The following is a 14,566-nucleotide window of genomic DNA, read 5'->3' as shown; positions in this document are numbered from 1 at the left end:
ATGGGACAACTTGTGAAATTACCGACAAGAAGGGAAAGGGCCTTCCCGAGAGTGGTAAAGGAGAGGCCCTGGAAATACCCCACAGCCCCGAAAAAGAGCCAGTCAGTTGCTTAACTGACTGGCATTACGCCCGTGGGCGCCATTTTTTTATGCTTCCGCCAGCGGCGGCAAAATCAATTCATCGCTTTCATGCTGCTGGGTATAACACATCACCTCCAGCACGCGTAAACCTGCGCTGTGCACTGCGTCGGTTAACGCCTTCCCTTTCAGTAATCCACTGATAAGTTGAGCGCAAAACAGATCGCCAGTACCTTTAAGATCCGTTTTTACCCGAGAGTGGGAAATGACATTCACGCTATCGGCACTGACCACCACCACCTGCATATCCTGATTGTCTTCATTGCCGGAAGCGCTGGTAATAACCACCCATTTTAATGTCTCTGAAAGCAAACTTTTTGCTGCGGCAATGGCGCTGTCGAGATCGCGGCAGTTTTTACCGGTCAGGATTTCCAGCTCAAAGATATTTGGCGTAATCCCCTGCGCCAGTGGCAGTAAATATTGCCGATACGCATCGGGAAGGTCAGGTTTGACGTAAATACCACTATCAATATCGCCAATCACCGGATCGACCATAATCAGCAAGTCAGGATGCTCTTCGCGTAAGACTGTCAGCCATTCGGCAAGGATTCTAATTTGTGACGCTGTCCCCATATAGCCCGTAGTCACCGCACGTAACTTACGCAGCGCATCACGCTCTTTCAGTGCGCGCAAATAACCGCTAAACCACTCGTCCGGAATCGCACCACCGTAGAACGTGTCATAATGCGGCGTATTACTCAGCAACACGGTCGGTACGGCAAAGACATTCAGGCCGTTCTGTTTAATGGCAGGCACGGCAATGCTGTTGCCTACGCTGCCATACACCACCTGCGACTGCACGGCGACGATATCCGCCTGCAACGCCCTGCTCTTATCGTTAAACAACAACAAACTACTCATTTAATAATTTCTCCTTGCCGATGATCCTCATCGTACCCCAACCGAAACTTTACCTGATTTTGGCAGTCAAATCGGCTAATACAACACAAGGATAAGGCAATTCAGTGAAGAAAATCATTTGTCTGGTCATCACACTGCTGATGGCACTCCCCGCTTACGCGAAGTTAACTGCCCACGAAGAAGTCAGAATTAACGCCATGCTGGAGGGATTAGCGCAGCATAAGGATTTGATATTCATACGCAATGGCGATCAACATACTTGTGATGAAGCAGTTTCTCATCTGCGCTTGAAGCTGGGTAATACCCGTAACCGCATTGATACTGCCGAGCAATTCATTGATAAGGTGGCTTCGTCATCATCGATTACCGGTAAGCCTTACATCGTGAAGATGCCCGGTAAGAGCGATGAAAATGCGCAACCTTTTTTACATGCGCTGATTGCGCAGACGGATAAAACAGTGCCTGAGGAAGGGAATTAATCCGCTTTGGCAAGGCATTTACAGGAGGTAACATGAAAAAATGCTTTATTTATAACGATGAAAAATCGAGTAAATTTTGGTGGATAGATTACGAAGGGGATAGTTTAGCTGTCAACTATGGCATTTGTCGGCAGCAACAACTGCCGACAAATCAGATTATTGACAAAGTGCACTTTGTTTAGCCGGATGCGGCGTAAACGCCTTATCCGGCCTACAAAATATTGCTAATGCAATATATTACAGGAACCTTGTAGGCCTGATAAACGTAGCGCATCAGGCTGTTTTGCGTTTGTCATCAGCCTCCAATGCTATTAATCCTTAAATCCCCGCCCCCTGGCTAAAGTGTTCTTCGCCAAACACCCCGGTGGAAAGGTAGCGATCGCCACGATCGCAGATGATCGCTACCACCACTGCGCCAGGGTTGGCTTTTGCCACGCGTATCGCACCGGCAACCGCGCCGCCGGAGCTGACGCCGCAGAAAATCCCTTCCCGCACCGCCAGTTCGCGCATGGTGTTTTCCGCGTCGCGCTGGTGAATATCCAGTACCTCGTCCACCAGAGAAGCGTTAAAGATGCCCGGCAGATATTCCGCTGGCCAGCGGCGAATCCCCGGAATGCTGCTACCCTCTTCCGGCTGCAGGCCAACAATCGTTACCGGTTTGGATTGTTCGCGCATAAACCGTGACACGCCGGTGATGGTGCCAGTCGTCCCCATGCTGGAGACAAAATGCGTAATGCGACCGCCGGTTTGCTGCCAGATTTCCGGCCCGGTGGTGGTGTAATGCGCATAAGGATTATCGGGGTTATTGAACTGGTCGAGCAGCTTGCCTTCACCACGATTCGCCATCTCCAGCGCCAGATCGCGTGCGCCTTCCATGCCCTGCTCTTTAGTGACAAGAATCAGTTCCGCACCGTAGGCACGCATCGCCGCGCGACGTTCCTGGCTCATGTTGTCGGGCATCAGCAATTTCATGCGATAGCCTTTTAGCGCGGCGATCATTGCCAGCGCAATGCCTGTGTTACCACTGGTGGCTTCGATTAACACATCACCGGGTTTAATTTCCCCACGCTTTTCCGCCTCGACAATCATTGATAATGCCGCGCGGTCTTTCACCGAACCCGCAGGGTTATTCCCTTCCAGTTTTAACCACACTTCACTGCCGTTATCCGGCCCCATTCGCTGCAACTTCACCAGAGGCGTATTGCCAATTGTTTGTTCTAATGTACTCACGATCTCTGTCCATACGTGGTGTTGCCTGATGCGACGCTTGCGCGTCTTATCAGGCCTACAGGTTACAAACCTTGCCATTAAAAAGCCCGGATCGCGGGATGCGCCTCCGGGCGTTTAACATTTACTCAACCTATCAGGCGCTTTGTGCGAGAGCAAGCTCCTCATCGCGGGTTTCAATACGCTGATCGCCGTTATACAAGCGCGCATGTTGCAGGCCAACGAATAAACGCTCACCGCGTTGCGGGGCGTCATCGCCATGCATCACAACTGTCAGCGGTTCGTTGTACCACCCCAGCGGTTGTACGACTAATTGGGTGTAGTGTCCTTTCGGACTGGCTTCCAGTACCTGTACCGGCAGCGGCGAATCGAGGCTGGTGCGGCGACTGATATCCACTTCCCACGGACGCAGGAAGAGATCCACCGGCCCCTGATATGCAGGCGTATACCCCAGCGGCCAGCGATGCGCGCCAACGTGGAACTGCCCGCCGCGAATAATTCCCTGTAAGCGGTTCACTTCGCCCATAAATTCGAGCACAAAGCGGGTCGCCGGTTCACGCCAGACCTGATCCGGCGCATCCGCCTGTTCGATATTGCCCTGGCTCATCACGACCACACGATCGGCAACTTCAGTCGCCTCTTCCTGATCGTGAGTGACGAACACACTGGTAAATTTCAACTCTTCGTGAAGCTGACGCAGCCAGCGACGCAGTTCTTTACGCACCTGCGCATCCAGCGCGCCAAACGGTTCATCAAGCAACAGAATTTGCGGTTCCACGGCAAGCGCACGCGCCAGCGCCACACGCTGTTTCTGACCACCAGAAAGCTGCGCCGGATAACGATCTGCCAGATGAGCAAGCTGCACCATCTCCAGTAACTGGGTGACTTTCGCTTTGATCGCCGCCGCATTTGGGCGCTCTCGACGCGGCAGCACCGTCAGGCCAAAGGCGATGTTGTCGAACACCGTCATATGGCGGAACAGCGCGTAATGCTGGAACACAAATCCCACTTTACGATCGCGCGCGTGCAGGCGGCTGACGTCGGTGCCGTGGAAGCGAATATGCCCGCTGGTTTGATGCTCCAGCCCGGCGATAATCCTCAGCAGCGTGGTTTTCCCGGAGCCGGACGGCCCCAGTAACGCGACCATCTGACCAGAAGGAATATCCAGTGAGATATCGTTCAACACCTGGGTGCGACCAAATGACTTCTTAATCCTGGCAATCTCAATGCTCATGATGTACCTCCTGCTGCGCGCGTTTTTCCTGATTCTCCAGACGCCACTGCAACATACTCTTTAAAAACAGGGTGATAATCGCCATCAGCGTCAACAGCGCGGCGGCGGTAAAGGAGCCGACGGTATTGTAGTCCTGCTCCAGCAATTCAATCTGTAATGGCAGCGACAGGGTTTCGCCGCGAATCGAGCCGGAAACCACCGATACCGCACCAAACTCGCCAATCGCGCGGGCGTTAGTCAGCACCACACCATACAGCAGCGCCCAGCGGATGTTCGGCAACGTAACGCGGCGAAACATCTGCCAGCCAGACGCGCCAAGCAAAATCGCCGCTTCGTCTTCCTGGCTGCCCTGACTTAACATCACCGGCACCAGTTCACGCACCACAAACGGACACGTCACGAAGATAGTCACCAGCACCATTCCCGGCCAGGAGAACATAATTTGCAGATTATGTTCGTCAAGCCAGCCGCCCAGCGGGCCGTTGGAGCCGTAGAACAGCAGATACACCAGACCGGCGACTACCGGCGACACCGCAAACGGAATATCCAGCAGCGTCAGCAGCAACTGACGCCCCGGAAAATCAAAACGCGTCACCAGCCAGGCCAACAGGATGCCGAACACCAGGTTCACCGGCACAGCAATCAGCGCAATCATCACCGTCAGCCAGATGGCGTGCAGCATGTCCGGGTCTGCCAGGTTCTGTAATACCGGCATGATCCCCTTGCTGAATGCCTGCACAAAGATGTAAATCATCGGCACGAGCAGGATGAACGCCGACACCAGCATCCCGGTGCCAATCAAAAACCATTTGCCCCAGTTAATCGGGCGCGCGTCATAACGCTTCAACTGTGTAACTTCCGCCATTAATGACCTACCACACGCCGACCGAAGCGACTTTGCAGAGTGTTAATAGAAAACAGCAGCAACAGCGATGCTGCGAGGATCACCGAAGCAATCGCGCTCGCCGCCGGGTAATCAAATTCCTGTAAACGCACAAAAATCATCAGCGACGTTACTTCCGTCTTCCAGGCGATGTTCCCGGCGATAAATATCACCGCGCCAAACTCACCAAGACTACGGGTAAACGACAGCGCCACGCCCGCCACCAGCGCCGGAGAAAGCTCCGGCAGCACCACTTTGCGGAAACTCTGTAAACGTGTTGCGCCGAGCGTTTCTGCCGCTTCTTCGTATTCCGGCCCTAATTCTTCCAGTACCGGCTGCACGGTTCGCACCACAAACGGAATGCTGGTAAAGGCCATCGCCACCGCGATCCCCAGCCAGGTATAGGTCACTTTGATATCAAACTTCGCCAGCCATTCGCCGTAAAAACCGTTCACGGAAAAGAGCGACGCCAGGGTTAAACCCGCGACCGCTGTCGGTAGCGCGAAGGGTAAATCCATCAGCGCATCAAGCAGCGTGCGCCCCGGAAAGCGATAGCGGGTTAAGATCCACGCCATTAACAGACCGAAAACGCCGTTAAAAATCGATGCCACAAACGCTGACAGCAGCGTCACTTTGTAGGCCGCGACCACCTGCGGATTGGTGATCACCTCCCAGTACTGCGCCCAGCTCATCTCAGAAAGCTGCATCACCAGCGCGGAAAGCGGCAGTAACAATATCAGGCACACAAACAACAGACTGGTGCCAAGGCTTAAGGTAAAGCCCGGCAGCACGCGTCTTGAAGAAACTGCAAACATCAGTTACGCCCCGCAGCCAACAGCTTGTCTAACTCACCGCCGCTGGTAAAGTGGGTTTTCATCACTTCTGGCCAGGAGCCAAACTTATCTTCCACGCGGAACAGTTCGGTCTGCGGGAATTTATCTTTCAGCTTGTCCATGACTTCCGGGTTATTCACGCGGTAGTAATAGTCGGTGATGATGGTTTGCGCCTGCGGGCTGTAGAGCCAGTTCAGATAAGCTTTTGCGGCTTTTTCCGTACCGTTGGCCTGCACGTTTTTATCCACCCATGCCACCGGGAATTCCGCCAGAATATTGGTTTTCGGAATCACCACTTCAAAACCCTGCGCTTCATACTGTTTGCGGATGTTGTTCACTTCCGACTCAAAACTTATCAGCACGTCGCCCAGGCCACGCTCGGCAAAGGTTGTGGTCGCTCCACGACCGCCGGTATCGAAGACTTCAACGTTTTTCAGGAACTGGGTCATAAACTGTTCGGTTTTGGCTTTATCGCCGCCGTCCGCTTTATCGGCTGCGCCCCACGCTGCTAAGTAGGTATAACGCGCGTTACCGGAGGTTTTCGGATTCGGGAAAATCAGCTTCACGTCGGAACGCACCAGATCGCTCCAGTCGTGGATATTCTTCGGGTTGCCCTTACGCACCAGGAAACCCATCGTGGAGTAGAACGGCGAGCTGTTATTCGGCAGGCGCGACTGCCAGTCCACCGGGATCAGCTTGCCTTTGTCGTGCAGGATCTGCACGTCGGTCACCTGGTTATAAGTTACAACATCGGCTTTTAAGCCCTGCAAAATCGCCAGCGCCTGTTTTGATGACCCGGTATGAGATTGTTTTATCGTCAGTTTGTCACCGCCGTTATCTTTTGCCCATTGTTGCTCAAACGGCGGATTCAGGGCAGCAAACAGCTCGCGGGAGACGTCATAAGAACTGTTCAGCAGTTCCGTTGCCTGCACGTGGCCAGCCAGCAGCAGAGAAGCGACCAGCGCGAGAGAGTTCTTTTTCAGTAAGTTAACGGCCATTGCGCACCCTTATATATTTAATGACTTTCTAATAGCCATCATATTTATAACGGGCGTGAAAGGAGTAACGGTTTTATATACCGTTTGGTGATTTGGAAGTTAAAAAGAGAATAAGGCGAAATCCTCCCCACTGATGCAGGGAGGAAACAGAGGTGAATCAGATGCCGACGCTGACCGTCTCTGGCAGTGTGCTGCCGCCATCGATCACATTCTGTGTACCCGTTAAATAGCTGGACTCATCCGACGCCAGAAAGGCTGCCAGCTCGCCTACTTCCAGCGGATCAGCGAGGCGACGCAGCGGAATTGCTTTCGCCATTTCAGTCAGTACTGATTCCGGATCTTGCGGATTCGACTGGCGAGCGATGTTTTCCGCCATTGGCGTGCGCACGTAACCAGGGCAGATTGCGTTAACGCGAATCCCCGACTGAGCATACTCCACTGCCAGCGATTTGGTCAGGCCAACAATCGCCGCTTTCGACAAGGCATACGCCGTTTCGCCCGGATCGGCCACCATATCGCCAGTAACCGAAGACATCATCACAATGCGACCATCTTTGCGGGCAATCATCTCCGGTAGAACTGCCTTCGTGACGTTCCACACGCCTTTGATATTGATATCAATATGGAAATCGCGATCGTCATCGCTCATTTCCAGAAAACTACCCAGACGGCAAACACCTGCGTTATTCACCAGAATATCAATGCGCCCTTCTTTTTCCTTCGCGCGCTTGATCGCTGCCGTAACCGACGCCGGGTCGCGTACATCGGCAATTACCGCCGTACAGCGATGACCGCGACCACACAGCTCGTCTGCCAGCTTTTCAATCTCAGGGGAGATATCCAGCAAGATTAGGTTTGCGCCATGACGCGCAAAGGTTCTGGCAATACCTTCGCCAATACCTTGCGATGCGCCCGTAATCAGTGCTGTCTTGCCCGTGAGTTTACCCATTTCAAGTTTCTCCTTTTGAATACAGAGCATTACGCCCTATTGTCCCTACCATACCTGAATGACAGATCAATGCTGAGGAGTGGATCTAAATTCAGGGAAATCTTAAGTAAAATCACCCATAACCACAACTCAGCCATTGCGCGAATTCACTGCTGTACATAATCAGGCAGGGAGATATGATTCACGCCAGATGAAATTATTTGAAGACAAATATTTAAGGTGATTGCCTATGCAACTTGAAAAGATGATTACTGAAGGCTCCAACAATGCCTCTGCTGAAATTGACCGCGTATCGACGCTGGAAATGTGTCGGATCATTAACGAAGAAGATAAAACCGTACCGCTCGCCGTTGAGCGCGTACTACCGGATATCGCAGCGGCGATTGATGTTATCCACACCCAGGTGAGCGGCGGCGGTCGTCTGATTTATCTCGGCGCGGGAACTTCCGGTCGTCTGGGTATTCTCGATGCCAGCGAGTGCCCCCCCACTTACGGCGTGAAACCAGGTCTGGTCGTTGGTTTGATTGCTGGCGGCGAATATGCCATCCAGCACGCGGTGGAAGGCGCGGAAGACAGCCGGGAAGGCGGCATCAACGATCTGAAAAATATTACTTTAACGGCGCAGGATGTGGTGGTTGGTATTGCCGCCAGTGGACGCACGCCATATGTGATTGCCGGGTTGGAATACGCGCGCCAGTTGGGTTGCCGTACGGTCGGTATTTCCTGTAATCCGGGAAGCGCGGTTTCCACCACCGCAGAGTTTGCTATTACGCCAGTCGTCGGGGCTGAAGTGGTTACCGGTTCTTCGCGGATGAAAGCAGGTACGGCGCAGAAACTGGTGCTCAACATGCTCTCCACCGGGCTGATGATTAAGTCAGGCAAAGTGTTTGGCAACCTGATGGTCGATGTGGTCGCCACCAACGAAAAATTGCACGTGCGCCAGATTAATATCGTCAAAAACGCGACCGGATGTAGCGAGGAACAAGCGGAAGCGGCATTGATTGCCTGCGACCGTCACTGCAAAACGGCCATTGTGATGGTGCTGAAAAATCTCGATGCCGCAGAAGCGAAAAAACAACTGGATCAATACAATGGCTTTATTCGTCAGGTTTTAGACAGGGAATAACCCATGACAATTTGAAGACATCTCCTGGCTATTCATACACCTGAGCAGTGATCCGCTCAGTTGTGCCGTGCTGTTTACACCACGCTCTTTGGCTGCCATAACGTCAATCTGGACTAAGCAGTAGCTTAGAGACAAAACAGCCCGATGCGCTACGCTTATCGGGCCTACAGGTTGACTGCAATTTATTAAGTTTGAACGATCTTACACGCCGGATTAAGCATTTACGCCGCATCCGGCAAGACGCTACAAGTGCGTGAGTAAAACTTACAGCGCCATCAGTTTGTCCAGCGACGGTGCAAAGTAATAGCCGCCAGTGACTGGTTTGGTAAAACGTAACATTGCGTCACGTTTGCCATCGGTATCGCCAAACATACTCAGCAACTGCTGCTCAATGTTATGCAAACGTGCACAGTAAGCGCAGAAGTACAGGCCGTGCGTGCCGCTGGCGGTGCCATATGGCAGGCTCTGGCGAACAATCTTCAGGCCTTTGCCATCTTCTTTCAGATCAACACGGGTCAGGTGAGAAGTTTCCGGACGCTCATCGCCATCGATCTCTTCGTTGGCTTCTTTAGTACGGCCGATCATCATTTCCTGATCGTGAACGCTCATACGGTTGAGTTGCTTCAGGTTGTGTTCCCAGCGCTGCACAAACACATAGCTACCGCCTGCATCCACACCGTCTTTGATGACCGCCACTTCGCGACGCGTCTCTTCACCCACTGGATTTTCCGTGCCGTCAACAAAGCCGCTCAGGTCACGCTCTTCCACCCAACGGAAGCCGTGGATCTCTTCTTTTACCTCAATGCAGCCGCCAAAGGCTTCCATCGCCGCCTGGGCCACGGAGAAGTTTACGTCGTGACGCAGAGAAAGAATGTGGATTAACACATCGAACTGGGTCGTCGGCGCAAGACCTTTTCCGTAACCCGGAAAATCTTTTAGCTCTTCGGCTCCCACGCCGCCGCTCAGAGCACGCCAGGTGTTGTTGCCAAAGGCGACAACCGCGCCAAGATGCGCGTCCGGGTATTTTGCTTCAAAGGTTGCCAGTTTATCGGCAAAGTTTTTACTGGCCGCACGCAGGGCATCAACTTCCCCTTTTACGTTGGCTTCGATCCAAATCGCCGCGCGGCAATGTTCTGGCAAAATGCCACTCTGAACCTGAGACATTGTTCCTCCTGAAATAAGAATGCCACGCAATCCGTGGCATTGTTGAGCGCTATTTTACGTGTTTTTTGTGGCGACGGTTTGTTCAGACGCAAATTAACGCCGCCAGATGATTTTACTGACTTTCCAGTTTTTCAGGGTATCGTCAGAAGGCATTAACCCTTCAGGACCACTCCACTCACCGCTAAACTGGTAGCTAATATGTTGACTGCCTTCGGCTTTACATTCGACGGCACGATTATCATCACCGTCTGCTTTTTTGCAATTGCCAAATGCTTTGCTGTAAAGGTCACTAAACGGTGTACCGATTTTAACCCCCGTGTCAGCAGGAATATCACTATCTGAGACATCAATGCGGCTGATTGTACCTTGATCACCGTTGATAACCATCGCCACGCTGTCGCCCTTCATCACTTCAAAAAAGCGCACCACATTACCGTTCGCGGTTTTCATTCCGCTGCGCAGCCGATAATCACCATCAAGCGCATCGGCAATGACTTGTTCTTGTAGTGGCGTGGACGCCGTTAATTTGCCAACGCCTTGCTCGCTCACTTTAGTGGACGAGCCAAACCAGTTCCACGGATTAGCGGCAGACCAGTTAACTGACGACATGGTGGAACAGCCGGTCAGCATCAACGGCATAGCGCATAACATTAAACGCAGCGATTTCATGTCACTTCCTTTGGTTATTCAATAACGTTGCTTGGAGTGCGAATTTGCAAAAAAGTGCCGTTATTCTTTTTCTTCCACAAAACAAGCGCGTAAACGTCGATTGGTCAACAGCCAGATTAACGCCACAATATCCGCGATAACCAGCGCCAGACCGATACCGCTGACGGATTCACCATTTAGCCACAGCCACGGTTGCCAACAAAGCAAAACGAGCTGCGCCAACAGCAACAGAAAATAGAGCACGTGCCAGATACGGGGAAACGTATCCCGCCGACCACTCAGTAAGAATGCCAGCACCGCCGGAATGCCCGGTATCAACCCCAGCCAGAAATTATCGTGATCGGGATAAAACAGATTCAGCAGCGCAGTGCCCTGCTCGCGCGACGCACCGGCAATGACAAACAGCACCCAGGTTCGCGCCTGAAGCAATAGCACAAACCAGAAGAGGAAGGGTAAACGCAGGCGTCCGTGCACATCATAATGGACAGGATGAAACTCAGTACTCTTCATCTTCAATCAAACGCTTACCCAGACTCAGCACATCGGCGTGTTCATATCCCAGGCGTTCGTACATTCCGAGTACCATATCGTTGTCTTCCGGTACATTGATCTGAATTTTCGGACAGCCGCGAGCAATAAGCTTTTTCTCCAGCCGATTAAGCAATGCATTGGCAATTCCACGCCCGCGAAACTCCGGATGCACGCCAAGATAATAAGCAGACCCGCGATGCCCGTCATAACCGCCCATCACCGTTCCCACTACTTCGCCGTTAACTTCCGCGACCAGGAACAAACTGACGTCATGGTTCATCTTGCGCTCGATGTCCATTTCCGGATCGTTCCACGGACGCAGCAAGTCGCAACGCTCCCAAAGGGTGATGACCTCTTCGAAATCTGCCTGGCGAAATACGCGTATCTCCATGGTATGAGTTACCTTTTTGGGGGTTAAAAGGGTGATTATGGCGTGAACGACCGAATTAGCCAATATCTGACGAAAATCGGTTGAAAAAGTGGCATAATGACGCGTTGTCATTTATTGAAATGAAAAGTAAAACAATTCTCACCAGCAAACCGTCGTAACGGATTACGCGATACGATATAACATCTGGAACTTTATTATTACAACTCAGGCCGTATGAGCACTTTTAAACCACTAAAAACACTCACTTCGCGCCGCCAGGTGCTGAAAGCCGGATTGGCTGCCCTGACGTTGTCAGGAATGTCGCAAGCCATCGCCAAAGAAGAGCCTTTAAAAACCAGTAACGGACACAGTAAGCCGAAAGCCAAAAAAGCCGGAGGCAAACGGGTAGTCGTTCTCGATCCAGGTCACGGCGGGATTGATACCGGTGCGATTGGTCGCAACGGATCAAAAGAAAAACACGTGGTGCTGGCAATCGCCAAAAATGTCCGTTCTATTTTGCGCAATCATGGCATTGATGCGCGTTTAACGCGTTCTGGCGATACGTTTATTCCACTGTACGATCGCGTTGAAATCGCCCATAAGCATGGCGCAGATCTGTTTATGTCAATTCACGCCGACGGCTTCACCAACCCGAAAGCCGCGGGGGCATCGGTCTTTGCTCTCTCCAACCGTGGCGCGAGTAGTGCGATGGCAAAATATTTGTCGGAACGCGAAAACCGCGCTGATGAAGTCGCCGGGAAAAAAGCGACTGACAGGGATCATCTATTGCAGCAAGTGCTGTTTGATCTGGTGCAAACAGATACCATTAAAAACAGCCTGACGCTTGGCTCGCATATTCTGAAGAAGATTAAACCAGTGCATAAGCTGCACAGCCGCAACACCGAACAAGCCGCGTTTGTGGTGTTGAAATCACCGTCGATTCCTTCGGTGCTGGTGGAAACCTCATTTATCACCAACCCGGAAGAAGAGCGACTGTTAGGCACGGCGGCGTTTCGTCAGAAAATCGCCTCTGCCATTGCCGAAGGCGTGATCAGTTATTTCCATTGGTTTGACAACCAGAAAGCACACTCGAAAAAACGGTAAGTTATGAAGCCCGACGCACACCAGGTTAAACAGTTCCTGCTCAACCTTCAGGATACAATTTGCCAGCAACTGAGCGCCGTAGATGGCACACAGTTTGCCGAAGATAGCTGGCAGCGCGAAGCTGGTGGCGGCGGGCGTAGCCGGGTGTTGCGTAATGGTGGTGTTTTCGAACAGGCGGGCGTCAACTTTTCTCACGTCCACGGCGACGCGATGCCCGCTTCTGCCACTGCTCATCGCCCGGAACTTGCCGGGCGCAGTTTCGAGGCGATGGGTGTATCGCTGGTAGTGCATCCGCATAATCCGTATGTTCCCACCAGCCACGCCAATGTGCGCTTTTTTATTGCCGAAAAACCGGGTGTCGATCCCGTCTGGTGGTTTGGCGGTGGTTTTGACTTAACCCCTTTCTATGGCTTTGAAGAAGACGCCATTCACTGGCACCGCACCGCCCGCGACCTGTGCCTGCCATTTGGCGAAGATGTTTATCCACGCTACAAAAAGTGGTGCGACGAATACTTCTACCTTAAACATCGCAATGAACAACGCGGCATTGGCGGGCTGTTCTTTGATGACCTGAACACGCCAGACTTCGACTACTGTTTCGCCTTTATGCAGGCGGTAGGCAAAGGTTACGCCGACGCATACTTGCCGATTGTTGAGCGACGTAAAGCAATGGCATATGGCGAGCGCGAGCGCAATTTCCAGCTCTACCGTCGCGGTCGTTATGTCGAATTCAACCTGGTCTGGGATCGCGGTACGCTGTTTGGCTTACAAACCGGCGGGCGCACCGAATCAATCCTGATGTCAATGCCGCCACTGGTACGCTGGGAGTACGATTATCAACCGGAAGAAGGCAGCCCGGAAGCGGCGTTGAGTAAATTTATTCAGGTCAGGGATTGGGTGTAATTTCATCACCCTAACTCCTGCATCCGCTGATGCAGCGTCAGTGATGGCTTCTCGGCAAACAGTTGCTGATAATCCGTCGCAAATTGCCCAAGATGCCAGAATCCCCACTGCATGGCGGCGTCTTTTACCGTCAGACTTTGCGACCACGGGCTTATCAGCTCGCGGCGCACGGCGTTCAGGCGAATGCGTTTCAGCCACGCGTTCGGGCCAATGCCCAAAATAGTGTGAAATGCGTTTTGTAAGGTGCGGCGACTGACGTGCAGTTGATTGCACAAGTCCAGCACCGTTACCGGTTCGGACATATTCTCCAGCACATATTCGCGGGCGCGGGAAAGCAATCGTCGATAGCCCTGATGGCTGATGCTTTCCGCCGTCACCATTGGCTGCGCTTCTTCCAGCATCACTCCCATCGCCAACAACAAGTTATCGCCAAGCACTTTACGCACAGCGGATTGATGTAAGTTCTCCGGATTCTCGCAAAACGTCGCCAACGCCTGTTGAACAAAGCCCCACAGTGCGGCTTTATGCTGCTCCTTCACTTCCAGCGCCGACTGATTACGCAACATATGCAGCACCCTTTCCGGGTTATGCAGAAAGTTTGCGTGACGGGAAATGACATCTTCCGAGATCACCACGCCAAGAATGGTGTAATCGTCCGGCGTACTTAATTCAAACTCAGTGCCGCCAGGCCGCGTGGCTATTTCTGCGCTTCCCAGACATTGCGAACCGATAAATCCCTGTTCACCGCGCGTCGCCGGAATACCAAACCAGAATGAGTTCGGCCAGACCAGACACGACTGGCGCAGCGCCAGACCGGTGTATTCACGGAAAACCTGAATATCATCAAGCAGGATTTCCGTAAATTCACCATGAAACTTTCCCGGATGCAGTTGATCATAAATCTGCTGCCAGGCGGTAATTGTCAAAGCATGTTCATAGACATCTGTTGTCTGTTGTTGATGAACATTATCCACTTCAACCTTCGGCGTGAGCCTCAGATTTTCGGGTAAGGGTTCATGATAAAGATGGTGCAAGTTGGCTGTACGGGTCTTTTTCATGATGTTAATGCCGGGTGTTATATGACACCCGGCACCTCC

Annotated in this window: 17 protein-coding genes and 1 pseudogene; 6 read left to right on the top strand and 12 right to left on the bottom strand. The window is 52.4% G+C overall.

Translation table 11 applies throughout. From position 1 onward, the window contains the following. A partial coding sequence (locus tag C7B16_RS25255) for a hypothetical protein (RefSeq protein ID WP_224481887.1) occupies nt 1-114 on the top strand: 114 nt, incomplete at its 5' end. Nucleotides 115-147: 33 nt separating this feature from the next. Here C7B16_RS25255 and pdxK read toward each other — a convergent pair. Then, nucleotides 148-999: a pyridoxine/pyridoxal/pyridoxamine kinase gene (pdxK, locus tag C7B16_RS07070; RefSeq protein WP_000096626.1), complete on the bottom strand. Its 852-nt coding sequence runs from the start codon at nt 997-999 to the stop codon at nt 148-150. Between the two features lie 104 nt (nt 1,000-1,103). Here pdxK and C7B16_RS07065 point away from each other — a divergent pair, with 104 nt between their 5' ends. Next, nucleotides 1,104-1,478, top strand: coding sequence for a YfeK family protein (locus C7B16_RS07065; RefSeq protein ID WP_000719937.1), 375 nt, complete (start codon nt 1,104-1,106; stop codon nt 1,476-1,478). Nucleotides 1,479-1,510: 32 nt separating this feature from the next. After that, nucleotides 1,511-1,600 (top strand): annotated as a pseudogene (locus C7B16_RS07060) (WGR domain-containing protein); the annotation flags it as partial. 196 nt (nt 1,601-1,796) lie between these two features. On the opposite strand, the gene cysM reads toward C7B16_RS07060, so the two are convergent. The 6 genes from cysM to ucpA all read right to left on the bottom strand — a co-directional run bounded on the left by cysM (nt 1,797) and on the right by ucpA (nt 7,602). Then, complete coding sequence (cysM, locus tag C7B16_RS07055; RefSeq protein ID WP_001516829.1) at nt 1,797-2,708, bottom strand: cysteine synthase B; 912 nt, start codon at nt 2,706-2,708, stop codon at nt 1,797-1,799. Between the two features lie 133 nt (nt 2,709-2,841). After that, nucleotides 2,842-3,939: a sulfate/thiosulfate ABC transporter ATP-binding protein CysA gene (gene cysA, locus C7B16_RS07050; protein ID WP_000021087.1), complete on the bottom strand. Its 1,098-nt coding sequence runs from the start codon at nt 3,937-3,939 to the stop codon at nt 2,842-2,844. Next, the gene (gene cysW / locus C7B16_RS07045; protein ID WP_000852694.1) at nt 3,929-4,804 is read right to left on the bottom strand and encodes a sulfate/thiosulfate ABC transporter permease CysW; all 876 of its coding nucleotides are present in this window, start codon (nt 4,802-4,804) and stop codon (nt 3,929-3,931) included. Before cysW ends, cysA begins: the two co-directional genes overlap by 11 nt. After that, nucleotides 4,804-5,637: a sulfate/thiosulfate ABC transporter permease CysT gene (gene cysT, locus C7B16_RS07040; RefSeq protein WP_000458417.1), complete on the bottom strand. Its 834-nt coding sequence runs from the start codon at nt 5,635-5,637 to the stop codon at nt 4,804-4,806. The genes cysW and cysT overlap by 1 nt, the downstream gene beginning before the upstream one ends. Continuing rightward, nucleotides 5,637-6,653 (bottom strand): thiosulfate/sulfate ABC transporter substrate-binding protein CysP, encoded by a 1,017-nt coding sequence (cysP, locus tag C7B16_RS07035; RefSeq protein WP_107179523.1) that lies wholly within the window; start codon nt 6,651-6,653, stop codon nt 5,637-5,639. The genes cysT and cysP overlap by 1 nt, the downstream gene beginning before the upstream one ends. A 157-nt stretch (nt 6,654-6,810) precedes the next feature. Beyond that, nucleotides 6,811-7,602 carry an SDR family oxidoreductase UcpA gene (ucpA, locus tag C7B16_RS07030; RefSeq protein ID WP_000517453.1) on the bottom strand — a complete coding sequence of 264 codons (792 nt, stop codon included), beginning with the start codon at nt 7,600-7,602 and terminating at the stop codon, nt 6,811-6,813. Between the two features lie 229 nt (nt 7,603-7,831). Between ucpA and murQ the strand changes: the two genes are divergently transcribed. Continuing rightward, entirely contained in the window at nt 7,832-8,728 is an 897-nt protein-coding gene (murQ, locus tag C7B16_RS07025) for an N-acetylmuramic acid 6-phosphate etherase (RefSeq protein ID WP_001175637.1), read from the top strand. A gap of 264 nt (nt 8,729-8,992) precedes the next feature. Here murQ and yfeX read toward each other — a convergent pair whose 3' ends face one another. From yfeX to C7B16_RS07005, 4 genes are all read right to left on the bottom strand, one after another. After that, nucleotides 8,993-9,892, bottom strand: a complete 900-nt coding sequence (gene yfeX, locus C7B16_RS07020; protein WP_107179522.1) for a porphyrinogen peroxidase — start codon at nt 9,890-9,892, stop codon at nt 8,993-8,995. Between the two features lie 93 nt (nt 9,893-9,985). Next, on the bottom strand, nt 9,986-10,561 hold the full coding sequence (locus C7B16_RS07015) for an RpoE-regulated lipoprotein (protein WP_107179521.1): 576 nt from the start codon (nt 10,559-10,561) through the stop codon (nt 9,986-9,988). Between the two features lie 60 nt (nt 10,562-10,621). Continuing rightward, entirely contained in the window at nt 10,622-11,071 is a 450-nt protein-coding gene (locus tag C7B16_RS07010; RefSeq protein WP_010379003.1) for a DUF2919 domain-containing protein, read from the bottom strand. Next, complete coding sequence (locus C7B16_RS07005; protein ID WP_000405994.1) at nt 11,058-11,483, bottom strand: GNAT family acetyltransferase; 426 nt, start codon at nt 11,481-11,483, stop codon at nt 11,058-11,060. The genes C7B16_RS07010 and C7B16_RS07005 overlap by 14 nt, the downstream gene beginning before the upstream one ends. A 213-nt stretch (nt 11,484-11,696) precedes the next feature. Here C7B16_RS07005 and amiA point away from each other — a divergent pair, with 213 nt between their 5' ends. Beyond that, nucleotides 11,697-12,566 carry an N-acetylmuramoyl-L-alanine amidase AmiA gene (gene amiA / locus C7B16_RS07000; protein ID WP_000102900.1) on the top strand — a complete coding sequence of 290 codons (870 nt, stop codon included), beginning with the start codon at nt 11,697-11,699 and terminating at the stop codon, nt 12,564-12,566. 3 nt (nt 12,567-12,569) lie between these two features. Beyond that, nucleotides 12,570-13,469 carry an oxygen-dependent coproporphyrinogen oxidase gene (gene hemF / locus C7B16_RS06995; RefSeq protein ID WP_107179520.1) on the top strand — a complete coding sequence of 300 codons (900 nt, stop codon included), beginning with the start codon at nt 12,570-12,572 and terminating at the stop codon, nt 13,467-13,469. Nucleotides 13,470-13,474: 5 nt separating this feature from the next. Here the strand turns inward: hemF and eutR are convergent, their stop codons facing one another. Further along, nucleotides 13,475-14,527 (bottom strand): HTH-type transcriptional regulator EutR, encoded by a 1,053-nt coding sequence (gene eutR / locus C7B16_RS06990; protein WP_001516839.1) that lies wholly within the window; start codon nt 14,525-14,527, stop codon nt 13,475-13,477. Nucleotides 14,528-14,566: the final 39 nt, after the last annotated feature.

It is taken from the genome of Escherichia sp. 20412-1 (genome assembly GCF_003027595.1).
Lineage (GTDB): Bacteria > Pseudomonadota > Gammaproteobacteria > Enterobacterales > Enterobacteriaceae > Escherichia > Escherichia marmotae.
This window is presented reverse-complemented; position numbering and strand designations above follow the sequence as displayed.